Raw genomic sequence first — 14,320 nt, forward strand, 5'->3', positions numbered from 1 at the left:
TAATCAATATGCTAAAAATAGCGATTTATATAGAAAGGTGATTAAATGTCAGGACATTCTAAATGGAATAATATTAAAAATAAAAAAGGTAAAGAAGATGCAAAGAAAGGCAAGATTTTTACTAAACTTGCTAGACAAATAACTGTTGCTGCTAAAGAAGGTGGACTTGATCCAGATTATAATCCATCTCTTAAGGTTGCCATAGATAAGGCTAAGGCTGAAAATATGCCTAACGACAATATTGATAGGGCAATTGCAAAAGCTGGCGGCGGAGATAATGACGATAATTTTGAAGAAATTGTATACGAAGGTTATGGTCCAGGTGGAGTTGCTGTTATGGTAAGTTGCTTGACAGACAATAGAAATAGAACTGCACCAGATGTAAGACATTTATTTGACAAGTATGCTGGAAACCTTGGACAACCTGGTTGCGTATCTTTTATGTTTGACAAAAAGGGTTCTCTTGGAGTTTTAAAAGAAGGACTTGATGAGGATGAATTTACTTTAACTGCAATTGATGCTGGTGCTGAAGATGTAATTGACAGGGGAGAGGCCTTTGAAATTATTACAGCTCCTGAAGATTATATTGAAGTTAGAAAAGCTTTAGAAGATCAAGGACATTCTTTTATTGAATCTGAAATAACTTACATTCCTCAAACTACAACTGAACTTACGGATGAAGAAGATATTAAAAATATGGATAAGTTAATTGATGCCTTAGATGATAATGATGATGTAACTGATGTCTACACTTCATGGGAGAGAGATTAATGGAAATTAATAGAATTATTGACCATACTCTTTTAAAGCCTGAGGCAAGTGAAGAGCAAATTGAAAAAATTGTTAAGGAAGCAATTGAATATAATTTCTTTTCAGTTTGTGTAAATCCAACTTGGGTAAAAAAATGCTCTGAAATGTTAAAGAATAGTGGAGTAAAAGTTTGTACTGTAATTGGTTTTCCTCTTGGAGCAAATACAAAAGAAACTAAAGCCTTTGAAACTAAAAATGCTATCGAAAATGGCGCAGATGAAATTGATATGGTTATTAACATTGGCTACATGAAATCAAAAAAATTTCATGAAGTTGAAGATGAAATTGCTGAGCTTGCAAAAATTTGCCACGACAAGGGTGCTATTTTAAAAGTAATTTTAGAAAACTGTCTTTTAACTAAGGATGAAATCAAAAAAGCTTGCCAACTTGCTGATAAAGCAGGAGCTGATTTTGTAAAAACTTCTACTGGTTTTTCTACTTCTGGAGCTGATGCAGAAGATGTTAAATTAATGAAAGAATCAATTTCAGACAGAATGAAAGTTAAAGCAAGCGGTGGAATTAGAGATTATAAAAAAGCAATGGAAATGGTAAATAATGGAGCAGATAGACTTGGAGTTTCAGCTGGTCTTGCAATTTATAAGGAGAGCAAATCATTATGAGAATTAATCCCGTTGCCTTTACAATTTTTGGAATAGAAGTAAAATGGTACGGAATTTTAATAGCCCTTGGGGTCTTTTTAGCTATTTTTTTCACAGAAAAAATGGCAGAGAAGAAAAATTATACTGAGGGTCTTTATAAAGATATTTCTACAGATGTCTCTCTCTTTGCAGTTTTAATCGGTGTTCTTGGAGCAAGGCTTTATTATGTCATTTTTGAGTGGGAATATTATAGTCAGCACTTAGATGAAATTTTTGCCATAAGAAATGGCGGTCTTGCCATTTATGGAGGCATTATAGCTGGCGGATTAACTATTTATTTTTTCTGTAGGAAGAAAAAAGTAAACTTTTGGACTCTCCTTGACTGCATAGCACCAGGACTTGCCCTTGCGCAAGCTATTGGCAGATGGGGAAATTATATTAATGGAGAAGCTCATGGTGGTCCTACAAATGTCCCTTGGGCAATTCTTGTAAACGGAGAAAGAGTTCATCCAACATTTTTTTACGAATCAATTGTAAATTTTTCTATATTTTTGTTTTTGTATTTTTATCTTTCAAAAAAGCAAAAATTTGATGGAGAGCTTATTTCTTTTTACATGATAGTGTATGGAATTGCAAGATTTTTTATTGAAGGAATGAGAACTGATTCCCTTTATATTGGTGCTTTTAGGGTATCTCAACTTGTGAGCCTTGGCATTATAATTTTTGGTATGGCAATAAGACTAATTGCTAAAAGTAGACAAAAGAATATAAAATAATTTGGACTAGGTAACTAGTCTAATTTTTTAGGTGATATTTTGAATAAAATCAATTACAATTTGGAAATGGAAAAAGTTTTAAAAAAAATTAATAAAGAAGAAAAACCTAGACTACTTTTGCATTCTTGTTGTGGTCCTTGTTCTTCTGCAATTTTGGAAAGAATAAGTGATTATTTTGATCTTGATATATTTTATTACAACCCAAATATTGATAGCGAAAATGAATTTTACAGAAGATCAGATGAACAAATTAAACTTGTTGAAGACTTGGAGCTTGATGATAAAATTGATGTGAAAGTTATAAAATACAAGCACGAAGAATTTTTATCTTATATTAAAGGTTTCGAAAAATATGAAGAAGGCGGAGCAAGATGTTTTAGGTGTTATAGACAAAGATTAGAAAAAACAGCAAGGTATGCACAAGAAAATAATTATGATTACTTTACTACAACACTTTCAATTTCACCACACAAGGATTCACAAATTTTAAATAGACTAGGAAAATTTCTTGCAGAAAAATACAAGGTTAACTATTTATTTTCAGATTTTAAAAAGAAAAATGGCTTTAAAAGATCAGTTGAACTAACTGATAAATTTAATATGTATAGGCAAAGCTATTGTGGCTGCGAATTTAGCAGAGGTGAAGATTGAAAAACATAAAAAATATTTTCATTATTACTGTAATTTTTATTTTGACATTGGGACTTTATCTTTCCTATACTATGAATTTTGATTTTAGCAATCATGAAAATAAAATAGGAGAAGCTAAAAAATTAAAAACTGAAGAAATAAAAAAGGATGACAAGTCAGAAGTAAAAATCCTTGCCATGGGGGATATGATTTTTCATCAACCCATAGTTAAAAATTATAGAAGTAATGACTCTTATGACTTTACTCCAATTTTTAATAACATATCTTCTGATATAAATGAAGCAGACCTTGCTATTGCAAACTTTGAAGGTTCTGTAAATTCAAATAGAAAATTATCCGGTTTTCCTCTTTTTAATTTTCCAAAGGAAACAATTTATTCCTTAAAAAACATTGGATTCGACCTTCTTTCAACGGCAAATAATCACGCCCTTGATACAGGACTTGATGGTATAGCTGAAACTATTAGTCACATAAATGAAAGCGGCATGAAAAACTTTGGCACTCTTGCAGAAGATGGCGACAAGGGAATAATTGTTGAAAAAAATGGAATAAAAATTGGACTGATTTCCTTTACAGACACTTTAAATGGCATGGACTCCTTGATGAGAGGTAAAGAGTATTCAGTAAATACCTTTGCTCAAGATGTGAAGTCCGACATTCAAAATTTAAAGGACAATTCAGATATTGTAATTGTTTATCCTCATTGGGGAAATGAATACCAATTAGTCCCAAATGATAGGCAGATTTATTTAAAGACCATGTTGCAAGAAGCTGGTGCCGATATTATTCTTGGATCTCATCCTCATGTACTTCAAAAATATGAAGTTGAAGATAAAAATAATAAAAAATATTTTACAATTTTTTCCATGGGAAATGCCCTTTCAAACCAAAGAGTTGAAAATTTAAAAAAATCTGGCGTTGATACAGGTGCGCTAATAAAATTAGTCATTGAAAAAGACAATATTAGTGGTGAAACAAAACTTAAAGAATATGGAGTTTATCCAACTTATGTCAATAGATATAGGGCTAATGGAAAATTAAATTATGATTTAGTAAAGTTAGGAGACCTAATGCCAGGTGGTAAGCTTGATGATGTAACTACAAAGGAATTGAAAGCTAAAGCAGATAAAAAATATAAGGAAGCTTTAAAAGTTTTGAAGGGTGAAATATGAAATTAGATGAAGTTCCAGGAACTAATTATAAAATTTTTCAAGATGATAATGAGTTTAAATACACAAGTGATGCATTGATTTTATCTTCCTTTGTAAAAAGTGGTAAAAAAGCATTGGATCTTGGTTGTGGTAATGGAATTTTATCTCTAAGAATTTGCAATAGATTTGATGAAGTTCATGCAGTAGATAAAAATAAAAATGTTTTGGAATCCTTTAAAAAATCTATTACTTTTAACAAGTTAGAAGATAAAATATATTTGTTAGAAGAAAATATTTTTGATTTGAAAAAATTTTTTCCAACAAATTATTTTGATGCACTTGTTTTTAATCCACCTTATTACGATTATGAAAATATAAAATTTAACACCATAGAAGCTAAACATTTTTTTGAAATAGAAAAAAGCCTTTACCTAGTAAATTATCTTCTCAAAAATTCTGGAAGTCTTTATATAATTTATCCAACTTATAGACTAGCAGAATTAATTTTTAAAATAAATAATGCAGGGTTAAGGGTAAAAAATATAATAAATATTCATGGGAATATAAATAAAGAGGCAAAATCATCTATTATTATTGCAAAGAAGCAGGCGAATTTTGGCAATGATTTTAGAGATTTTTACATAAGAGATGGACTAGATTATACAGACGAGATGAAAAAAGTTTATAGAAACGAGGTGATACTGTGATTTATTTTTGCCCAACACCTATTGGGAATTTAGGCGACATAACCCTAAGGACAATTGAAATTTTAAAGTCAGTGGATATAATTTTTGCTGAAGATAAAAGAGTTACAGTAAAACTTTTAAATCACTATGAAATAAAGGCGGAGCTTAGAACTTATCACAAGTTTAATGAAACTGAAATGTCTGAGAAAATTATTGAAAATATAAAGGACAAGGACATTGCCCTTGTAACTGATGCTGGAATGCCTGGAATATCTGACCCTGGTGCTATTCTAGTAAGAAAATTAATTGAAGAAAATATAGATTTTAGAGTTTTACCTGGTCCCAATGCAGCTCTTACAGCCTTAGTTTTATCTGGTCTTGACACAGATCACTTCCTCTTCTATGGCTTTACATCAAATAAATCTTCTGCAAGAAAAAAGGAATTTGAATCTTTAAAAGATTTAAAATTTACTCTTATTTTTTACGAAGCACCTCATAGGATTAAAGACTTTTTAAGAGACCTATATGAAGTTTTTGGCGAGAGAAAAATTTCTATTTCCAGAGAAATTACAAAGGTATTTGAAGAAACTATTAGATCTACTAATTCTAAAATAGTAGAAAAAGAAATTACAGAAAAGGGTGAATTTGTAATTTGTTTAGAAGGAAAGACTGAGGAAGAGACCTACGACATAAGAAAACTTTTGGAAGAAGAATTAAAAAAGGGAATGAAAAAATCTCAAGCTGTAAAAGAAATTTCAAAAAAATATAATATTCCAAAGAATGATGTTTACAAGGAGAGTTTGGATTTATGATAAATTTAAATGAACTTGAAGGACAAATTAAAAATATAAATCTAAATTTAAAGGACAAGTATGATTTTGTTTTTAAATTAAATAATGAGGATTTTAGAAATAAAATTAATAGTGAAGTTGGAAAAATTATAAAATTAAAGAAATTTAATAAGAATGAAATTTCAAAATATAAAAGAACAGTTGGGGTTGATGGCTCAAACAATAGGTCTGGTGGAGCCTTTCCACACTTTATAGAAATTTTTCAAGGCCTTGCCAAGTCAACTGATGGTAAGGAAGTTTACAAAACTAAGGTATATACACCAACTTTAAATTCTCTTTTTGATGAACAAAATTTATCACAAAAACTTTTGGCTACAATAGAAATTGAAACTGCCCTAGAGTACATTGATAGATACGATTTTGATTACTTGATGATGGACGGTGGATTTATTAGATATAAAATAAACTGCCTTGATTTATTTAAAGAACTTCGTGATAAATGTGAAATGAAAAATATAATTTTATTTGGTGTAATAAAGGACATAAAGACAAATGTCATATCAAGAAGTCTTGAAATTGACGAGTCTATTTACGACAGAGAAATTTTATTTAACAGATTAAAAACTGGAGAAGCTATTTTAATAAAAAATGAAATCAATAAAAAATTTATTAAAGATGGAATGGGCGAGGGATTTTCTTCTGCCTTTATGAGAACTTCCAAGTTTCCAGGAGCAGTTGGAGTGGATATTTTAGATACACAAGAGGAATATCTTGAAGAAATTTGTAATTTAATTTATTCACTTACGCCTTTGTCATCAAGAGGAGTGCCTCTTTGGCTTGATATTGTTGATAAGGATGTAAAAATTACAGATGATATTTTAAAAATGCTTTTAGAAGAGTATTTAGATAGAGATGTTTATGAAAGATTTTTTATTTCTGAAAGAGATAAAAGAACTTTATAGGAGGAAAAATGAAAGTACTTGGAGTTACTACTACAAGAGAAGTATATATTGGTTCAAAGGAGAAAAACTTTCGAAACAATGAATTTTTAATAGTTGAAGATCCAGTTCAAGGAGATATTATTGGAGAAGTTGTAGATTCAAAGACTTTTAACAGATTTATTCCTCTTGATATTGGGGGAGATTTTATTGACAGCGATGTATTATCTTCTCTTGGATCTATGGGTTATGATGTTGGCGATGAAACAGTTTATGTGGCAAAGCTAAGATTTTTTGAGGAGCTACTTTATCCACCTCTTACTGGAAGTGATTTGAGAGCGCCAGATTTTAAGGAAATTAAAAATTTATTAATAGACACTAAGCCAAATAATTCTTTGATTCTTGGCTCTATAAAAAATACAGATAATATTGCTGAGGGCATGGATGATATTTATAAAAATCTCTTCAGTACTTTTGAAAACAATGAATACTTAAAGCAAAGGGAGCTTCCTTACTTATTTGACTACAAATCCATGCATCAATATCCTCACATAGGAGTTTTTGGTGGATCTGGTTCTGGAAAGTCCTTTGGACTAAGAGTTGTATTAGAGGAATTAATGGAAATGGGAGTGCCTGCAATAGTAATGGACCCCCATTATGAAATGGATTTTTCTAATAATTCTGAAATTTCTGATAAAAATTATTCTGATAAGTTTAAGTGTCTTGAAATTGGTATGCATACAGGAATAAAATTTCAAGAACTACAAAAAAGAGATTTAAAAAATCTTTTAAATGCAGCATCACCTCTAACAGATTCTATGAAAAATGTTATAGATGTAATGTTAGCCAAGGGTTCGAGTTTTGAGTCTTTTAAAAATAAACTAGATATGCTTTTAGAAGGGCAAGAAATTGGTTCAAGAGATAAAATAATAGCTGAAATTGCTGCAGAGCCAGACATAAATAAAAAAAATAGGCTAGAAGATGTTCTTGATATTTACGAAAGATATGACAAAACTTGCAATTCAATGAGTGTGCGTGGAGTTTTGTGGAGGCTTATAAATCTTCAAAACGAAGGAATTTTCTCTCATAATATTGACGAACTTTTAGATTTATTAAAGAGAAGAAAATTAGTAGTCCTTCAAGGTTCAACGAGAATGATAAATGTATTTTCAACTTATCTTTTGGCAAAATTATATTATCTAAGAAAAGAATATAGAGATGAGCTTTACAGAAATAATTCAAAGGTAGATTATTTTCCTCCTTTCGTAATAATTACAGACGAAGCCCATAATTTTGCACCAAAGGGATTTGACACTCCATCAAAAAGTATTTTGCGTGAAATTTCTCAAGAGGGAAGAAAGTACGGAGTATTTTTAATTCTTGCAACGCAAAGACCAACGCTTTTAGATGAGACAATTACTGCTCAGCTAAACACAAAATTAATTTTTAGAACTGTAAGGGCATCTGACATTGATACTATAAAAGAGGAAACAGACCTTTCAATAGATGAGACAAAGAGACTTCCTTATTTAAGTTCAGGCGATGTATTTATATCATCAGCAAAAAAAGGAAGAACATCTTTTGTTAGAATTAGGGCAGCTAATACAGTTTCACCACACACAGAAAATCCTTTTGATGAACTTGAAGGCCATGAAAATGAAGAATTTGAAAAGTTTTTTATAGACATAAAGGATTTACTTCCAATAGATGCGTCAAACTTAAATACCGTTCTTATAAATTACAATAAAAAATCTGGAGAAAATTTATCCTACGACGACTTAAAAAATAACTTAGAAGAATTATGTCAAAGAGATTTTATAGAAAAAGAAGATAATTTTTTGACAGTAATGTATAAAATAAAATAAATAAAAACTGACTCTATAAAAAAATTAGAGTCAGTTTTTATTTTTCAGTCTTTTTTAAAAGATATTCATCATACAAGTCTTGAAGAGATAAATTTTTATTGATTAGTTTTATCTTATTTCCACGACTTAAGGTTTTTATAAAATATTCCTTTTTCAGGGCGTCAGATTTATCTATACATTTTTCAGAAAATATCATTTTAACAGGAAGTCTTGATGCAGTATATTTTGATGCTATACCTTTATTATGAGATTTTAATCTTTTCTCTAAGTTATTGGTGTAACCGGTGTAAAGACTCCCGTCACTGCACTTTAAAATATATACAAAGCTAGACATTTGAACTTTCTCCAAGATAATCTTTTACAGTGAAATTTATAATTTCAAATTCAAAGCCGCGTCCCTGCAAATATTTTTTTGCAGAATTTATTTTTTTAAGGTCACTTTCGTCTTTATCTAATTTGTTACTGATAAGATCTATTGCATTAAGGTATTCTTTTTCATAGTCGTAATCTTTCATAATTTTTTCTATTATTTCATTTTTAATTCCCTTAGATCTTAACATATAAATAATTTTAATTTTTCCATATTTTTTTATATTCATTGCATCATTTAAGTATCGCCTTGCATAATCTTCGTCATTTAAATATTTTTTTTCATTTAAAATTGGGAGAACAGTGTCAATAATTTCGCCACTAATTTTATTTTTATATAAGTAGTCAATAAGCTGCTTTTCTGTTTTATTTCTTTGCAAAAATTTATAAGAAAGCAAAAGGGCATTTGATTTTTCATCTTCAAATTTTAATTTTTCAATAATTTCATCATCAACTTCTTGACCCTTATAAAGTCCAAATTCAATAAGTGTCTCTTCAGAAATTTCGATTTCTTCAGAATTATCAAAGAGGATATGAAATTTTTTCTTTTCAAAACTTATTTTTGATATAATCATTTTATCACCAAATTAATTTTATCATAAAATTAAAAAAATCCCCAATTCGACTAAATTAACTAATTGTGGAAAAATAAAAACAAAAAGTATATAATTATATAGAGTTTAAGACAAAAGAGGTGCAATATGTTTGAATTAATCTCGCAAGTGTTGAGATATGTTTTTATAATCTTAATTTATCTTTTTATTTTTAGTATTTTAAGACTAATGTATCTTGATGTTAAAAGCATGACAAATAGAGGAGACTCTCTTGACGATGCTTATTTAAAAGTAGTAAATAGACTTGATTCATTGAACTTCAAAATGCAGGAGTATTATGTCATAGATGGAGACATAAGTCTGGGTAGAAGTTCAAGAAACGACATAGTTATAAAAGATAAATTTGTTAGTAAAAACCATTTAAAAATTCACGATGATAATGAAGCTTATTATATTGAGGATTTAGGTTCTGCCAATGGAACTTTTTTAAATGGTGCAAAAATTAATCCTAATGAGTTAATTGAACTTCAAAACAATGACAAAATTGGCGTTGGCTTTATTCAATTTATTTTTGTAGATAAAAGGTGAAAAAGTGTTAGATAATATTTTAAAACAACGAAAACCTAGAAATCTTCTCTTGATTTTTGAAATTCTAAGTATTTTATTGTTATTTTCTTACAACAATAACAATGTTGATAGATACATAGTGATTTTATTTTTAGGTTTGATTTTAATTGTATATATTTCAAATTTAGTTCTTGGAAAAGTATCTTCAGGAGATAATTATATATTTTTAATAGTATCAATGCTTTTAAGCCTTGGAATTATAACCATATATAGGTTATCGCCTAAACTAGGGCTTAGACAACTGATTTGGGTTTTGGCAGGCATATTGGTTTTCTATTTAACTTATTTTGTAATTAGAGCAATGAGAAGACTTGAATATATGACAGGTCTTTATCTCGGGCTTTCAATTTTATTTTTCTTACTAACTATTATTCTTGCTCCAGATAAATATGGCGCAAAGAACTGGATAGAAATTTCTGAAGGAATTACAATCCAATTGTCTGAATTTACTAAAATTTTAGTTATATTTTTAATTGCTTCTTTTTATACAACTTTCCAAACAAGACTAAAAAAATTAAATTATAAGTACACTTCATATTACTTGATGGGAGTAATATATATTTTTGTGGGCTTTTTATTTATTCAACGAGACTTGGGAACTGCTGCTATATTTGTTGCTATTTACACACTTATTCAATACATTTATGATGAAGATAGAAAATCTATTGCAGTAAATATTGGCTTAATGTTATTTGGTTCTGTAGTAGGATATTTCCTATTCTCTCATGTGAGAAATAGAGTTGATATATGGCTTAATCCATGGACAGCAGATAAAGTTGTAAATAGTGCAAGGCAAATTGTACAATCACTTTTTGGAATAAGCGAAGGAGGATTCTTTGGTCAAGGAATTGGTCTTGGTTATCCAAAACAAATTACCCTTGCTCATTCTGATGTTATTTTTTCTGCAATTTGTGAAGAAATGGGAATACTAACTGGAATAGGAATAATTATGCTCTACATGCTTTTAGTTTATAGGGCTATAAAGATTGCATTAAATCAAGAATATTTATTTTATAGAATTCTTGCCCTTGCAGTTGCAATTTTATTTACGGTACAAGCTTTCTTAAATATTGGTGGAGTTATAAAACTAATACCAATGACTGGACTTACTCTTCCATTTATTTCTTATGGAGGAAGTTCAATGATTTCTAGTTTTGTATCATTGGGAATACTTCAAGTTACCAGTGAAGATTTATCATACAAATACGATAGAGGTACAGACAATGAATAGTAAAGATAATAAGAGAATTTTAGTTTTACTTGTTTTTTTAATAATGCTACTTGTTGCTCCAATAATTTATTTGACCTATTTCACAGTTTTTAAAGCTGGAGATATAATTAATCATCCAGCAAATAGGAGAAGTGAACTTAGAGAAAATTCTGTAAAGAGAGGAACTTTTTACGATAGAAATCACGAGGTTCTTGCTTATTCAAATGGTGAAAAATATAATTACCACAGAATTTATAATCAGCCTGTTATTTACTCTCACATAATAGGATATTCTGACAAAATTGTAGATAAATATGGTCTTGAAAAAGAATTAAATAATTATCTTGTTGGAAAAGAAGGCTCAAAAATTTTAAAAACTTTTAAATCCATAATAAATAAGAATTACGATCCCTACACTGGAGATGATGTAACTTTAACAACAGATACAGATCTTCAAGAAAAAACTAGATCTGTTTTGTCTTCTAAATCAAATAAAGGCTCTGTAGTAATTATGAATCCAAAAACTGGAGAAATTTTATCAATGGTTTCTCTTCCTGATTTTAATTCACAAAACATTGCAAAAGACATGCAGAGTATTAATGAGGCAAACAATGGAGCTTTATTTAATTCATCAACAAAGGGAAAATTTGCTCCTGGATCAGTTTTTAAAATAGTTACAACAACGGCTATTCTTGAATCTGGGATTTCACAAAAATATACAGACGAAGGTGTGGAAAAAATTGACAATGGTCGTGAATTTAAAAACGCTGGTAATAAAACTTATGGAAGAGTTGACCTTAAAAAGGCCTTTACAAACTCATTAAATACTTATTTTGTTAGAAAATCTGTAGACATGGGCATAGACATTATGTCTCAAGTTTCGGAAAAATATATGATAAATAAAAAAGTTGATTTTGAACTTCCACTAGAAACTTCAACATGGGATTATAAGAGAAGCGGTTTTGATAAAACTGCTCTTGGAGCTGCAGGAATTGGTCACGATACACTTCTTGTTACACCACTTGAAATGTGCATGGTGGCATCGACTATAGCAAATGATGGTGTAATGATGCAACCACATATTGTTAAAAGAATCGATTCTTCTGACGGAAAAAATGTTGTAAGAAATAGTCCAACTGTTTTAAGTGAAGTTACATCAGAAGAAAATGCAAAGCTAATTACAAAATACATGGTCAATGTTGTAAATAATGGCACTGGTACAGAAGCTTATATTCGCGGTATTAAAGTTGCAGGAAAAACTGGAACTGCACAATTAGATTTAAAAGAAGGAACAAATAATGCTTGGTTCATTGGTTTTGCTCCAGCAGATGATCCGAAAGTTGCAATCGCTGTTGTCATTCCTAATGTAAAGGATTATGGTTCCGAGGCTGCTGCTCCGATTGCTGGTGAACTTTTAAAGTACGCTGTAAATAATTTACAACTTGAAGAAGAGTGATTCCATGTTTAATAATAATTTTGTAACAGCCTTTGTTGCTGCAGCAGGAATGGGCAAAAGAATGAAAATGGGAATTAACAAACAGTTTCTTTCCATTGATGGGAAGCCAATTCTTGCTCATACTATTAAAAAGATTGAAAAATCAAAATATGTAGACTTTTTAGTTTTAATCGTCAAAAAAAGTGATATGCCTTATGTAAATGATATAATTGATAAATATAAAATCAATTTGAATTATAAAATAGTCTATGGTGGAAAAGAGAGGCAGGATTCTATAAATAACGGTATTTTAAATATGCCAAAGGAAACAGATATTGTACTCACTCACGACGGTGCAAGACCTTTTGTTTCTGTAGATAAAATTGATGAAGCTATAGAAAATGTAATGGAAACTGGTGCAACGGTTTTGGCTAATCCAGTTAAAGATACTATAAAAGTTTCCATGGATGGAGAAATAGTAGATTATACTCCTAATAGAAACAGACTTTGGCAAGTTCAAACACCTCAGGTTTTTAAAAAAGAAATTTTAATGAGGGCCTATGAACAAGCTTATTCTGAAGGCTATTATGGGACTGATGATTGTTCTTTAGTTGAGAAGACCGGAGTTAAAGTTAAATTAATTTATAACTCTTATGACAATATAAAAATTACGACAAGAGAAGATTTATCTATTGCAAATATACTTGTGAAGAAGGTGAATACATGAGAATAGGAATTGGATATGATGTCCATAAACTTGTGAGTGATAGAAAATTATTTATTGGTGGGATAGAAATTCCTTATGAAAAAGGTCTTTTAGGTCACTCTGATGCAGATGTACTTATTCATGCAATTATGGATTCAATTTTAGGAGCCCTTGCCCTTCGTGACATTGGCTATCATTTTCCAGATAATGACAATGAGTATAAGGATATTGATTCAAAAATTCTTCTTAAAAGAGTTTATGAAATTATGAAATCCAAAAACTACAAAATTGGAAATATTGACTCAGTTATTGCTTGCCAAGAGCCAAAAATGGCAGCTTATATTGATGATATGAGAAAAGTAATTGCAGAAATTTTAAATACAGATATAGAAAATATTTCTATAAAGGCAACTACAACGGAAAAGCTTGGCTTTGTTGGAAGAGGAGAGGGTATATCCTCAGAATCGATATGTTTACTTGAAAGGGATGATTAAATAGATGAAATTTTTTATTGACACTGCAAATATCGAAGAAATTCGAGAGATTAATTCTTGGGGTGTTCTTTCTGGCGTTACAACTAATCCGACTCTAATAGCAAAAAGTGGTGGAGTTTTTGAAGATGTAATAAAAGAAATAACAGAAATTGTAGATGGAGATATTTCAGCAGAAGTTATTTCAACTGATTTAGATGGAATGCTTAAAGAAGCAAGAGAGCTTGCTAAGATTTCAAAAAATATTGTAATAAAAATTCCCATGATTGAAGAGGGACTTAAAGCTGTAAGTATTTTAAGCAAAGAAGGCATAAGAACCAATGTTACTTTAGTTTTTTCACTATCACAAGCTGTTCTTGCAGCAAATGCAGGAGCTACTTTTGTTAGTCCTTTCATGGGAAGACTTGACGATATAGGTATGTCAGGAATACAATTAGTTGAGGAAATTTCAAAAGTATTTAAAAATTATAATTATGAATCTAAAATTATCGCAGCAAGCATAAGACATATCACTCATGTTGAGCTTGTTGCAAAAAGTGGCGCTGATATTGCCACTATTCCATACAAAATTTTTAAAGAAATGGTTAAACATAACTTGACAGATAGTGGACTAAAGAAATTTTTAGAAGATTTTAAAAGTGTAAAGACAAAGGAGAAATAA

The 14,320-nt window shown here is 29.8% G+C and carries 17 protein-coding genes; 15 read left to right on the top strand and 2 right to left on the bottom strand.

The annotated features are described in order from the left end of the window. Positions 1 to 45: 45 nt before the first annotated feature. From JOD41_RS00200 to JOD41_RS00240, 9 genes are read left to right on the top strand one after another with little or no spacing between them, the layout of a single operon-like run. On the top strand, positions 46 to 771 hold the full coding sequence (locus JOD41_RS00200) for a YebC/PmpR family DNA-binding transcriptional regulator (RefSeq protein ID WP_156701097.1): 726 nt from the start codon (positions 46 to 48) through the stop codon (positions 769 to 771). Then, complete coding sequence (gene deoC / locus JOD41_RS00205; protein ID WP_205051078.1) at positions 771 to 1,430, top strand: deoxyribose-phosphate aldolase; 660 nt, start codon at positions 771 to 773, stop codon at positions 1,428 to 1,430. Before JOD41_RS00200 ends, deoC begins: the two co-directional genes overlap by 1 nt. Beyond that, the gene (lgt, locus tag JOD41_RS00210) at positions 1,427 to 2,185 is read left to right on the top strand and encodes a prolipoprotein diacylglyceryl transferase (protein WP_205051079.1); all 759 of its coding nucleotides are present in this window, start codon (positions 1,427 to 1,429) and stop codon (positions 2,183 to 2,185) included. The genes deoC and lgt overlap by 4 nt, the downstream gene beginning before the upstream one ends. A gap of 39 nt (positions 2,186 to 2,224) precedes the next feature. After that, positions 2,225 to 2,836, top strand: coding sequence for an epoxyqueuosine reductase QueH (locus tag JOD41_RS00215; RefSeq protein WP_205051080.1), 612 nt, complete (start codon positions 2,225 to 2,227; stop codon positions 2,834 to 2,836). After that, entirely contained in the window at positions 2,833 to 4,008 is a 1,176-nt protein-coding gene (locus tag JOD41_RS00220; protein ID WP_205051081.1) for a CapA family protein, read from the top strand. The genes JOD41_RS00215 and JOD41_RS00220 overlap by 4 nt, the downstream gene beginning before the upstream one ends. Then, positions 4,005 to 4,694: a tRNA1(Val) (adenine(37)-N6)-methyltransferase gene (locus tag JOD41_RS00225; protein ID WP_205051082.1), complete on the top strand. Its 690-nt coding sequence runs from the start codon at positions 4,005 to 4,007 to the stop codon at positions 4,692 to 4,694. Before JOD41_RS00220 ends, JOD41_RS00225 begins: the two co-directional genes overlap by 4 nt. Then, positions 4,691 to 5,485: a 16S rRNA (cytidine(1402)-2'-O)-methyltransferase gene (gene rsmI / locus JOD41_RS00230; RefSeq protein WP_205051083.1), complete on the top strand. Its 795-nt coding sequence runs from the start codon at positions 4,691 to 4,693 to the stop codon at positions 5,483 to 5,485. The genes JOD41_RS00225 and rsmI overlap by 4 nt, the downstream gene beginning before the upstream one ends. Beyond that, positions 5,482 to 6,426 (top strand): DNA double-strand break repair nuclease NurA, encoded by a 945-nt coding sequence (locus tag JOD41_RS00235; RefSeq protein ID WP_205051084.1) that lies wholly within the window; start codon positions 5,482 to 5,484, stop codon positions 6,424 to 6,426. The genes rsmI and JOD41_RS00235 overlap by 4 nt, the downstream gene beginning before the upstream one ends. Before the next feature lie 8 nt (positions 6,427 to 6,434). Beyond that, positions 6,435 to 8,267 carry an ATP-binding protein gene (locus JOD41_RS00240; RefSeq protein WP_205051085.1) on the top strand — a complete coding sequence of 611 codons (1,833 nt, stop codon included), beginning with the start codon at positions 6,435 to 6,437 and terminating at the stop codon, positions 8,265 to 8,267. A 37-nt stretch (positions 8,268 to 8,304) separates the two neighbouring features. Here JOD41_RS00240 and JOD41_RS00245 read toward each other — a convergent pair whose 3' ends face one another. Together JOD41_RS00245 and JOD41_RS00250 are read right to left on the bottom strand one after the other, a co-directional pair. Continuing rightward, complete coding sequence (locus JOD41_RS00245; RefSeq protein WP_205051086.1) at positions 8,305 to 8,601, bottom strand: GIY-YIG nuclease family protein; 297 nt, start codon at positions 8,599 to 8,601, stop codon at positions 8,305 to 8,307. Next, positions 8,594 to 9,211, bottom strand: a complete 618-nt coding sequence (locus tag JOD41_RS00250; RefSeq protein ID WP_205051087.1) for a RecX family transcriptional regulator — start codon at positions 9,209 to 9,211, stop codon at positions 8,594 to 8,596. Before JOD41_RS00250 ends, JOD41_RS00245 begins: the two co-directional genes overlap by 8 nt. A gap of 126 nt (positions 9,212 to 9,337) precedes the next feature. Between JOD41_RS00250 and JOD41_RS00255 the strand changes: the two genes are divergently transcribed. From JOD41_RS00255 to fsa, 6 genes are read left to right on the top strand one after another with little or no spacing between them, the layout of a single operon-like run. After that, positions 9,338 to 9,778 carry an FHA domain-containing protein gene (locus tag JOD41_RS00255; RefSeq protein WP_205051088.1) on the top strand — a complete coding sequence of 147 codons (441 nt, stop codon included), beginning with the start codon at positions 9,338 to 9,340 and terminating at the stop codon, positions 9,776 to 9,778. Positions 9,779 to 9,782: 4 nt separating this feature from the next. Further along, on the top strand, positions 9,783 to 11,048 hold the full coding sequence (locus JOD41_RS00260; protein WP_205051089.1) for an FtsW/RodA/SpoVE family cell cycle protein: 1,266 nt from the start codon (positions 9,783 to 9,785) through the stop codon (positions 11,046 to 11,048). Further along, the gene (locus JOD41_RS00265) at positions 11,041 to 12,483 is read left to right on the top strand and encodes a peptidoglycan D,D-transpeptidase FtsI family protein (protein ID WP_205051090.1); all 1,443 of its coding nucleotides are present in this window, start codon (positions 11,041 to 11,043) and stop codon (positions 12,481 to 12,483) included. The genes JOD41_RS00260 and JOD41_RS00265 overlap by 8 nt, the downstream gene beginning before the upstream one ends. Positions 12,484 to 12,487: 4 nt before the next feature. Next, a complete protein-coding gene (gene ispD, locus JOD41_RS00270) occupies positions 12,488 to 13,189 on the top strand; it encodes a 2-C-methyl-D-erythritol 4-phosphate cytidylyltransferase (RefSeq protein WP_205051091.1) in 702 nt (233 codons plus the stop codon). Next, positions 13,186 to 13,662 carry a 2-C-methyl-D-erythritol 2,4-cyclodiphosphate synthase gene (gene ispF, locus JOD41_RS00275; RefSeq protein ID WP_205051092.1) on the top strand — a complete coding sequence of 159 codons (477 nt, stop codon included), beginning with the start codon at positions 13,186 to 13,188 and terminating at the stop codon, positions 13,660 to 13,662. The genes ispD and ispF overlap by 4 nt, the downstream gene beginning before the upstream one ends. Before the next feature lie 4 nt (positions 13,663 to 13,666). After that, the gene (gene fsa, locus JOD41_RS00280) at positions 13,667 to 14,320 is read left to right on the top strand and encodes a fructose-6-phosphate aldolase (protein WP_205051093.1); all 654 of its coding nucleotides are present in this window, start codon (positions 13,667 to 13,669) and stop codon (positions 14,318 to 14,320) included.

The sequence above is a fragment of the Peptoniphilus gorbachii genome (assembly GCF_016908115.1).
GTDB lineage: Bacteria > Bacillota > Clostridia > Tissierellales > Peptoniphilaceae > Peptoniphilus_A > Peptoniphilus_A gorbachii.

Coding starts and splice junctions, on each gene's coding strand:
- JOD41_RS00250 (WP_205051087.1), bottom strand. CDS start 9,211: ATGATTATATCAAAAATAAGTTTTGAAAAGAAAAAATTTCATATCCTC.
- JOD41_RS00225 (WP_205051082.1), top strand. CDS start 4,005: ATGAAATTAGATGAAGTTCCAGGAACTAATTATAAAATTTTTCAAGAT.
- deoC (WP_205051078.1), top strand. CDS start 771: ATGGAAATTAATAGAATTATTGACCATACTCTTTTAAAGCCTGAGGCA.
- JOD41_RS00235 (WP_205051084.1), top strand. CDS start 5,482: ATGATAAATTTAAATGAACTTGAAGGACAAATTAAAAATATAAATCTA.
- ispF (WP_205051092.1), top strand. CDS start 13,186: ATGAGAATAGGAATTGGATATGATGTCCATAAACTTGTGAGTGATAGA.
- JOD41_RS00240 (WP_205051085.1), top strand. CDS start 6,435: ATGAAAGTACTTGGAGTTACTACTACAAGAGAAGTATATATTGGTTCA.
- ispD (WP_205051091.1), top strand. CDS start 12,488: ATGTTTAATAATAATTTTGTAACAGCCTTTGTTGCTGCAGCAGGAATG.
- lgt (WP_205051079.1), top strand. CDS start 1,427: ATGAGAATTAATCCCGTTGCCTTTACAATTTTTGGAATAGAAGTAAAA.
- JOD41_RS00245 (WP_205051086.1), bottom strand. CDS start 8,601: ATGTCTAGCTTTGTATATATTTTAAAGTGCAGTGACGGGAGTCTTTAC.
- JOD41_RS00255 (WP_205051088.1), top strand. CDS start 9,338: ATGTTTGAATTAATCTCGCAAGTGTTGAGATATGTTTTTATAATCTTA.
- JOD41_RS00200 (WP_156701097.1), top strand. CDS start 46: ATGTCAGGACATTCTAAATGGAATAATATTAAAAATAAAAAAGGTAAA.
- fsa (WP_205051093.1), top strand. CDS start 13,667: ATGAAATTTTTTATTGACACTGCAAATATCGAAGAAATTCGAGAGATT.
- JOD41_RS00265 (WP_205051090.1), top strand. CDS start 11,041: ATGAATAGTAAAGATAATAAGAGAATTTTAGTTTTACTTGTTTTTTTA.